Origin of the sequence: Streptomyces sp. NPDC057854 (assembly GCF_042797055.1) — a bacterium.
Lineage (GTDB): Bacteria > Actinomycetota > Actinomycetes > Streptomycetales > Streptomycetaceae > Streptomyces.
Genome location: NZ_JBHVMF010000007.1, coordinates 284,040 through 292,578, shown reverse-complemented (window position 1 = coordinate 292,578; position 8,539 = coordinate 284,040). Strand labels below are relative to the sequence as shown.

Genomic DNA, 8,539 nt, shown 5'->3' with positions numbered 1-8,539 from the left:
AGGAACCTCGACCAACCGGTATCCGGCTGGACGGGGTATCAACTAATCTGGCGTTGATTTTTGGCACGCTGTTGAGTTCTCAAGGTGCGGACGCTGCCTTCGTTCCTGTTTCCAGGCCCTCCGGGCGCTTCCTTCGTTTCCGACTCTATCAGATCTTTCCGATCCGATTTCCTCGGCGCTTTCCGGTCCCTTTCGCTTTCGCTCCGGGCCCTTCCGGCGTTTCCGACTCTATCAGATCCTTTCGGTGTCTGATTCCCAGTCAGCGGGGTTTGTCTTCCCGGCTGTTGGGCCGTTCCGACGAGTGAGACTTTAGCGGATTCCCGGGCTCCGATGCGAATCGGGGCCTGCGTCCGATGCTTCGAACGCGGATTCCTCATTTCGCAAAAACGCACGGAAAGCAGAACGGCACGACGAATCGCGGCCGTCAGGCTCGGAGGTTCTTGCGGAATGGCTGTCCGGGGCCGACCGGGGTCGGTGCTCACGCTGGACAACTCGGAGGAGACTACGCATGGGGTACACCTCTGTCAACTCAGGGAGCTGAGCCCCCTCCATCGCTCCAGGCCGCTCAGCCGATCATGCTCGCGGCCTCCTCGTGAAGCCTTCATGGCCTGGGGCAGCACGACGGCGGCCTCCAGGTCGAAGGCGGGCACCGCCGGCCGTTGGTGCCGGCGCCGACATCACGGGCGTCCTCATCTCGTTCTCTCACCGGACAGCCAGGAGTGCCACGACGCGTATTGACGTCGTTCCCTCTGGCTGGGGGCGGAGTGGGAGTCTGCGGGGCATGAGCTACGACCTGGCTGTTTGGGAAGGCGAAAGGCCGGCGGATGACAAGGCTGCCGGTCGGGTCTTCAGCAGCCTGTTCGACCGGTACATCGACGGCTAGGTGGAGGAGCCTCCGTCCGAACGCATCGCGGGGTACGTGGCCGCGTTGCTCGAGCGGTGGTGCGATGTCACCGAGGACGAAGAGGACGCCTCGCCTTGGTCGACCGGTCCGCTGATCTACTTCGCCATGCGGTGGAGCATGGCCGAGGAGGCGTCGGCCTACGCAGCGGCCGTGGCGGAGTCCATGGGGCTGGTCTGTTTCGACGTGCGGCAGGACCCGCTCAGGCCGTGAGCAGGGCCGCCGGGCGGCGGTAGCCGATCAGGGGCGCGTCTATGCCGGCAAAGACGGGACGTCCTCCACCTTGCGCTCGTACCGATGGTGGAGGCGTCGGCAGCCCGCTTGTCAGGACACGGTGCTTACGACCAGGCAGCGATGCCTGCCGACCCGGTGGCGGATGCGCAGCCGGCGCAGCCATCGGCGCGGTTGTCGTCGTATCCCTTGTGCGCGTGCAGTGGCGCCAGCCTCCGGCGCTGAGGGCCGCGGCGGGACCGGATGCGCAGGATGCCGCGCGTCCAGTGGAGCCTGGCCCAGGCCCGGTGCCGACGCCACTGGGGCAAACCGGCGGCGGAACGCGGGTCGGGTGGGATCGAACGCTGAGGGCAGCTGCAGCCACGTGCAGCCTGAGGTCGCCACGAAGATGATCACCGCCAGAGCGTCACGGTCCCCTGCCCGCCGTCGTCCACCACCCTGCGGACGCGTGATCGCTGCCGGCGGCGCCAGTCGCGCAACGAGATCGGTCATGCGCGGCTGAACGGACGGTCAGGCTCTGAGAGCGACGTCTAGGCCCCCTGTCGCACTGCCCAGGTCGGCGGTCGACGACCCTCGGCGGCCGAAGCTGTGATGGGCAGGACCCAAGCCAGCGACATCAGGACGCGTGACAGTCAGGTACTGGTGCCTACAGGGAAGAGGGCGTCGAGTCGGGGCGTTTCGGTGCGCTGCCCGGCCTTGGTGACGATCCCGGTTCTCAGTCGCATCCCTGTCTCCTGGACGGCGTCCAAGGCCTCGTAGAACGCTTCGGTGCAGTCGTCTGCTTGGCCCGTCAGTTCGGCGTACACCTCTTGGGCTACGTAGTCGAGCTCTTCCCATTCAGGCCATTCGTCGTCACGCCACTGCTGTGGGGGCCGTCCCGCCAGAGCCTGCACCTCCGCGACATCAGCGAGGCGGTCCGGGTCGGCGAGCACTGCCTCGTATGTCCTTTGTCCCTGGGCTACCAGCCAGAGCGCGAAGTAGTCGAAACCGTCGTCCGAGCACAAGCCGCCCTCGATCTGCCTCACCGCTCGCTCCAGCGCCGCCATGGTGACGTCAGCGCACGCAGCCTCCACGTACGCCTGAAACGTCACGGCTGCGGCGGCTGGCTGGTGGCGAAGCTCTCCGCGCAGCCACTCCAGTCGTTCGGGCCGGTCACCCGCGCGGCAGCTGAGCTGATCCATCAACGCCCAGAACGTCTTCTTATCCATGGGCCCAGGGTGGCAAGCACCGCTGACACAGCGGCCAACGCCGACGTACCTCGGCGGCGAGAAGTCCTCGAACGAGGATGCGGCGAGGGGTTCGAAGGCGTGGTGGCGTTCCCGCTCGGGAATGACGTCAGCCCGCCTCGGAGCGGCCGGGTCCGGGCGCAGCTGGTTGAGGCCCGGACCTTTGAGTTCGTACCTGGCTGCCGACGGCGTGTTGATGGGGACGGTGGACCTTGGTGTCGGCGGCGACGTTCCACTCCGACCGGCCCACCCCGTCGTCGCGGAACTGGACGTGTTCGAGCAGCTTCGCCCGGGTCCCCTCCGCTTCCCGGCCGGCGAACCCCTCCTAGGCGGTCTGCGAAAGTGCGTACCGCTGCTCGGGCAGATCACGCCGCGGAGCCCCGGTCCACGGCCGCCCCAGCACCCCGTTGATCGCCTCGGCCCTCCTCGCGGTCAATGATCAGCGTGCTCGTCAGCGGACTTTGGCGCGGGATCCGTCATGAAGCGTTCCTGCCGCCGGCTTCGCATCCCCTGGCGACTCTTCCCGGGGCGCCAGTCAGCACTGAGGCCTTAGCGGGATCGCTGCAGTGGTGACAATGCCGTGGAGGATGTTGGCCCTTTGTCGGTAGCGGGTCACGAGGGCCAGGGAGTTCTTGAACCGGTTGGTCGTTCGGGCGATCTCGTTGCGGCGTGAGCTGGCGGGGTTGTTGTCCGACCGGGGTTGTACGAGGGGTGGGGTGGGTTGCGACCTTGGGGGGACGTCGGGGGGTGGGTGGGGGTCGTAGCGTCTGGGGCATGAAGAAGATGATGCGGGCGGCCGCCGCCGCCCTTCTCGCTTGCGCCGTCGCGTTACCTGCCGCCGCGACCGCCACCGCCGCTGACGTTTCCTCGGGGGCCTCCGGGGCCGTGCGTGGTCAGGAGGGGGAGCGGCTGCGGATGCCGGCGCCCACCGGGGCGTACGGGGTGGGGAGTTCGGTCCTGTACCTCGTGGACCGGTCGCGGACCGATCCCTGGGTGCCCACGGCCGGCGGGCGCGAGCTCATGGTCACGATGCACTACCCCGCCGCGCGTGCGGCGGGGCGGCCGGTGCCGTACGCCACCCGGGACGAGGTGCGGCTGCTGCTCGATGACGTGCCGGTCGACGATCCCGCGCTGAAGCGGGACGTGGCCCGGATCCGTACGTACAGTGCCGTGGACGCCCGTCCCGCGCCGGGGCGGCATCCGCTGGTGGTGCTCTCGCCCGGGTTCGGCATGGGGCGGTACACGCTGACCAGCCTCGCCGAGGACCTCGCCTCCCGCGGGTACGTCGTCGCCTCGATCGACCACGCCTACGAGTCGGCCGGTACGTCGGTCCCCGACGGGCGCGCCCTGACCTGCGTGGCGTGCACGGTGATGGAGGAGAACGGCTGGTCCAAGGGTTCGCTGGTGACCGGGACCCGGGCCGACGACACCCGGTTCGTGCTGGACCGGCTGACCGGTCCCCGGCCCGCCTGGAAGTACGCGTCGTCCATCGACGCGCGGCGGATCGGGATGGCCGGGCATTCGATCGGCGGCGCGAGCGCAGTTCCCGTCATGGCCGCCGACCGGCGGATCGACGCCGGGGTGAACATGGACGGCACCTTCTGGGACTCGCTGCCGGCCGGTGGTCTCGGCGGGCGTCCGTTCCTGATGCTGGGGACCGGTGAGTTCCACCGGCCGGGTGGCGAGGACACGTCCTGGGACGCCACCTGGAAGGGGGTGGGCGGGGAGGACTCGTACTGGCTGACCGTCGACGGGGCCGATCACCTGGGCTTCTCCGACGCGCCCGTGCTGCTGCGCCACCTCGGTCTCCCTTACGGCGACCTCGCCGCGGACCGTGCCGTGGCCGTCACGCGCGCGTATGTCGGCGCGTTCTTCGACGAGCATCTGCGGGACAGGGAGCAGCCGCTGCTCGACGGGCCGGATCCGGCGCATCCGGAGGTTCGGTTCCACCGGCCCTGAGGTCAGGGCCATGGCCCTTGACGGGGGCGCCTGACGGTCCGCTGTGGTCCCCTGGGTTTCCTTCGCGGCGCTCAGGGGATCAACCACCTTACCGATAAGGGGTGTTGGGCTTCTCGGAGAGGTGGGGGCGGGCGGTGAGCGGGGTGGATCTGGCGGGTGCCGTGGTGGGGCTGGTCGCTCAGGCCGGGAGTGCCGCGGTGGCCGGGGCCGGTGGCGCGGTCGGCGGCATGGCGGTGGAGTTGGTACGCGGGCGGCTGCGCGGTGTCGATCAGGGGCCGGAGGCGCTGGAGGCCGTCGAGCAGGCGCCCGACGACGCCGACGCACGGGACCGGCTGCGGGAGAAGCTGGCGGGGGTGCTGGCGGAGGACCCGGCGTTCGCGGCGTACCTGGCGAGCCTGCTGGCGCCGCCCAAACCCGCGCATCCGCCGACGAACATCGGCAGCATCCACATCGACCGGAGTGCCCGGGCGCGCGGGACCTTCGTTCTCGGCGACCAGGCGGTCACCAGGATCCGGAAGGGGGATCCGGCGGCGCTCCTCGCCCTCGTCGCGGTGGTCGTCGTGCTGGCGCTGGCGATCTACGGGCTCGCCGGGCTCACCGGTGGCGACGAGGGCGAGGGCGGGTGGTCGGGATCGGGCTCCGAGGGGCGGGTCGCCGTTCTCTCGGATCCTGAGGTGGTGAAGGCGGCCGCCCCCGACCTGCACAGCATGCCGGCCGGTTGGGCGCTCGCTTCCGAGCCGTCGCTCACCTCGGGGAGCGGGGCGTGCGAGTTCCTGGCGACGTCTTGCGACGGGATTCTGCATGTGGCTCGGTCGTCGTTCGACGGGCCGTCCAGCCAGTCCGTGAACTTCGGTGTCGTCGCCTGCGCCTCCGCCGACGACGCCGGGCGCGTCTATGCGGAGCTCATCTCGGAGCCTCAGGGGAACACGGAGGCCAAGCCGCTGGCCGTACCGGCGCTCGGTCAGGAGTCCGCCGCCTTCGAGGTCTCCCGCCGTATGGGTCAGGCCCTCGCCCGGGTGGGCACCACCGTGGTGTGGGCGGAGGAGGAGGGCAACGGCGGGAGCGACTTCAAGGTGGAGTTGCTGGAGAAGTTCCTGCGGTTGGTGGCGGCCCGTGCGCAGGAGGCGCAGGACGGGCGCGCTCCTGGCGCGTCCGCCGGGTAGCCGCGCTGGGCGGTGGGTGGGCGCGTGTGCCCGGGGGGGTGCCTGGGAGCGTGTGTGCGGGCGTCGGTTCGTGGTCGTTGTGGCGGTGTTCGCCGCGTCAGGGATCTCCGGCTCGTAGGGGGCCCTTCCGCGTGTGGTCGGGTGAGGGTGCTGGTGCGGGCGGTTCCGGGAGAGTGCGGAAGAGGAGCCAGCTCAGGGCGGGCATGGCGATGAGGGGGGTGAGGGCGGTGCGGAGGGTGGTCGCGTCGGCCAGGCGGCCCAGGACGGGGCTGATGAGGCCGCCGATGCTGACGGTGAGGCCGAGGGTGACGCCGGCGGCGGTGCCGGTGCGGGAGGGCAGGTAGTCCTGGCCGAGGGTGACCTGGAGGGAGAAGGGGACATACAGGCCGACGGAGGTGAGCGCCGCGCAGAGGTAGAGGGCGGGGGCGGGTGCGTGGATGACGCCCGCGACGGCGACGATGGTGAGGAGGTACGACCAGCGGCAGACCCGGACCCGGTCGTAGCGGTCGGCCAGGGCGCCGCCGAGCACGGAGCCGATCGCGCCGCCCAGGAAGAGCAGGAACAGGGCGACGGTTCCGGCGGTGGCGCTGCCGCCGGTGCGCTCTCGGGCGTGGAGGGCGAGGAAGGTGCTCAGGCCGGTGAAGACGACGGAGCGGCAGACGACCGCCAGGGACAGGCGGACGAACGACGCCACGTCGTCGGTGCCGCTGGCTTGGGGTGTGTGGGCGGTACGGCTTCGGGGGCGGGTGTACAGCTGGAGTACGGGGACGGTCAGGGCGGCGCCCGCGAGGGCGGGCAGGGCCAGGACCGGGGTCCAGCGGAGGGAGCCCTGGCCGATGACGGCGGACACGAGGAGCGGGGCGAGCGCGAAGCCGAGGGTGCCGCCGAGGGAGAAGCCGGCCATCGCGCGGTGGCTGCCTCCTGCTCCTGCGGCCAGGCGGGCCACGCGGGCGGATTCCGGGTGGTAGGCGGCCACGCCGACGCCGGAGACCGCCATGAAGAACAGCGTCCATCCGTACGAGTCGGCCAGGCCGCTCAGCGCGATGCCGGCACCGCTGAGCAGCGTGCTCACGGGCAGCAGCCACGGCAGCGGCCACCGGTCGGTGAGCGCGCCGAAGAGCGGCTGGGCCACCGAGGAGAGGAGGGACGCGGCCAGGACGAGACCGGAGGCGACCGCGTAGGTGTAGTGGCGTTCGGCCACGAAGTACGGGATCAGCGCCGCGACGGCGCCCTGGTAGACGTCGACGCAGGCGTGGCCCACGGCCAGCAGGGGGATCGAGGGGTTCGGTTGCACGTTCGTTCGCACCCGTCCCATGCTGGGAGAGACGGGCGGTGTCGCGCTTTCGGTAGATTGCCAGGTGATGCAGAAAGTCCGCCACACTCCTGTCGCGCCGACCCGGACGCAGCGTCTCGCGTCCGGCGGCACGATCGACGCGCACCGGCACGACGACCACCAGATCGCCTACGCCGGGCAGGGCGCCCTCGCGGTGACGACCGACGCCGGTTCGTGGGTCGCGCCGGCGACGCGCGCGATCTGGATCCCGGCGGGCACCGTCCACCGGCACCAGGCGCACGGCGCACTCGACCTGCACCTCGTCGGGCTGCCCGCCGAGGTGAATCCGCTCGGTCTCGACGGGCCGGCCGTCCTCGCCGTCAGCCCGCTCCTGCGGGAACTCATCGTCGCCTACACGCGCACCCCCGAGGACGACGGTCCGCCCCGTCGGCGGCTGCGCGCCGTCCTGCTCGACCAGCTCACGGTCTCCCCCGAGCAGCCGCTGCACCTGCCGACGCCCGCCGGTCCGCTGCTCCGGGAGCTCCACGCCGTCCTGTGCGCGGACCCGGCGGACAACCGGTCGCTCGACGAACTCGGGCGGCAGATCGGCGCCAGTCCCCGCACCCTGTCGCGCCATCTGCGCGCCGAGCTCGGGCTCACGTATCCGCAGTGGCGCACCCAGATCAGGCTGCACCACGCGCTCGTGCTGCTGGCCGACGGTCTGCCCGTGACCGCCGTGGCCCACCGGTGCGGCTGGTCCTCCGCCAGCACCTTCATCGGCGTCTTCCGTCGCGCCTTCGGGTACACGCCTGGGGCGCGGGCGGTCCGGATGCCGAAGGCGGCTTCGGGCTGTGCCGGTTGAGCGGTCGGAGGGTCGTCAGCCGGCCAGGCCGCCGTTGCTCTTGAGGAGTTGGCCGTTGATCCACTGGCCTTCCGGCGAGCACAGGAAGTCCACGAGGTGCGCCGTGTCCTGCGGGGTGCCGAGGCGGCTCAGCGGGGTGTGGGCGCGGATGTGTTCCCGGAGGTCTTCGGTCATCCAACCGGTGTCGACGGGGCCGGGGTTGACGGCGTTGGCCGTGACGCCGAGGTGGGCGAGTTCGTGGGCGGCGGCGAGGGTGATGCGGTCCATGGCGCCCTTGCTGGCCCCGTAGGGGAGGTTGCCGGCCGTGTGGTCGCTGGTGAGGCTGATGATCCTTCCCGTGCCCGGCGTACCGGCGAAGCGGCGGCCGTAGGCGCGGATCAGCAGCCAGGTGGCGCGCGCGTTCACGGCGAAGTGGCGGTCGAAGCTCTCCAGGGTCGTGTCGAGGAGGCCGGAGTCGACCGACTCGCAGTGGCACATCACCAGGGCGGTGACGCCGCCGAGCCGCTGCTCGACCTCGTCGAAGACGTGCTCGGGCGCGTCCGGGTCCGCGAGGTCCGCCTCCACCGCCGCCGTCTCGGCGCCGTGCTCCGCGAGGGCCCGGGCGATGGCGTCCGGCGCGTCGGCCTCGGCGCCCCAGGGCATCCGGGCGTCGTACGGCGTCCAGTACGTGAAGGCGATGTCCCAGCCGGACCGGGCCAGGCGCAGCGCCACGCTCGCGCCGATGCCGACGGTGCGGCCGACGCCGGTCACCAGGGCGACCGGGCGGGCGGCGTCGGGGCTGCTGGAGGGGGCGGGGTGGGGCTGCTGTCCGTGTGAGTGTGAGTGGGTCACGGCGTCATCGTCGGAGTCGGGGCCTCGCCGGGCAACTCGTTATCCGGGGAGGGTGGTTGGTCGTGGCGTGTGGTTGCTCCTGGTGTGTGGCGC

General features: G+C 71.2%; 7 protein-coding genes and 1 pseudogene. 4 read left to right on the top strand and 4 right to left on the bottom strand.

The window, feature by feature from the left end; genetic code table 11:
* The first annotated feature begins 883 nt into the window (after positions 1-883).
* Positions 884-1,114, top strand: coding sequence for a hypothetical protein (locus ACFVQZ_RS13525; protein WP_383621771.1), 231 nt, complete (start codon positions 884-886; stop codon positions 1,112-1,114).
* Here ACFVQZ_RS13525 and ACFVQZ_RS13520 read toward each other — a convergent pair.
* Positions 1,104-1,624 (bottom strand): annotated as a pseudogene (locus ACFVQZ_RS13520) (transposase). The gene ACFVQZ_RS13525 and the pseudogene ACFVQZ_RS13520 overlap by 11 nt on opposite strands.
* Positions 1,625-1,764: 140 nt before the next feature.
* The gene (locus ACFVQZ_RS13515) at positions 1,765-2,340 is read right to left on the bottom strand and encodes a DUF4240 domain-containing protein (protein ID WP_383621768.1); all 576 of its coding nucleotides are present in this window, start codon (positions 2,338-2,340) and stop codon (positions 1,765-1,767) included.
* Positions 2,341-3,132: 792 nt separating this feature from the next.
* On the opposite strand from ACFVQZ_RS13515, the gene ACFVQZ_RS13510 reads away from it, so the two are divergent.
* The gene (locus ACFVQZ_RS13510) at positions 3,133-4,317 is read left to right on the top strand and encodes an alpha/beta hydrolase family protein (RefSeq protein WP_383621765.1); all 1,185 of its coding nucleotides are present in this window, start codon (positions 3,133-3,135) and stop codon (positions 4,315-4,317) included.
* Positions 4,318-4,451: 134 nt separating this feature from the next.
* On the top strand, positions 4,452-5,480 hold the full coding sequence (locus ACFVQZ_RS13505; RefSeq protein WP_383621762.1) for a hypothetical protein: 1,029 nt from the start codon (positions 4,452-4,454) through the stop codon (positions 5,478-5,480).
* Between the two features lie 97 nt (positions 5,481-5,577).
* On the opposite strand, the gene ACFVQZ_RS13500 is transcribed toward ACFVQZ_RS13505, so the two are convergent.
* Positions 5,578-6,795: an MFS transporter gene (locus tag ACFVQZ_RS13500; protein WP_383621759.1), complete on the bottom strand. Its 1,218-nt coding sequence runs from the start codon at positions 6,793-6,795 to the stop codon at positions 5,578-5,580.
* Positions 6,796-6,841: 46 nt separating this feature from the next.
* Between ACFVQZ_RS13500 and ACFVQZ_RS13495 the strand changes: the two genes are divergently transcribed.
* Positions 6,842-7,615 carry an AraC family transcriptional regulator gene (locus ACFVQZ_RS13495; RefSeq protein ID WP_383621756.1) on the top strand — a complete coding sequence of 258 codons (774 nt, stop codon included), beginning with the start codon at positions 6,842-6,844 and terminating at the stop codon, positions 7,613-7,615.
* 15 nt (positions 7,616-7,630) lie between these two features.
* On the opposite strand, the gene ACFVQZ_RS13490 is transcribed toward ACFVQZ_RS13495, so the two are convergent.
* A complete protein-coding gene (locus ACFVQZ_RS13490) occupies positions 7,631-8,446 on the bottom strand; it encodes an SDR family oxidoreductase (RefSeq protein ID WP_383621753.1) in 816 nt (271 codons plus the stop codon).
* Positions 8,447-8,539: the final 93 nt, after the last annotated feature.

Excerpts from the sequence above, each read along its gene's own strand:
- ACFVQZ_RS13515 (WP_383621768.1), bottom strand. The coding sequence starts at position 2,340 with ATGGATAAGAAGACGTTCTGGGCGTTGATGGATCAGCTCAGCTGCCGC.
- ACFVQZ_RS13495 (WP_383621756.1), top strand. The coding sequence starts at position 6,842 with ATGCAGAAAGTCCGCCACACTCCTGTCGCGCCGACCCGGACGCAGCGT.
- ACFVQZ_RS13500 (WP_383621759.1), bottom strand. The coding sequence starts at position 6,795 with ATGGGACGGGTGCGAACGAACGTGCAACCGAACCCCTCGATCCCCCTG.
- ACFVQZ_RS13510 (WP_383621765.1), top strand. The coding sequence starts at position 3,133 with ATGAAGAAGATGATGCGGGCGGCCGCCGCCGCCCTTCTCGCTTGCGCC.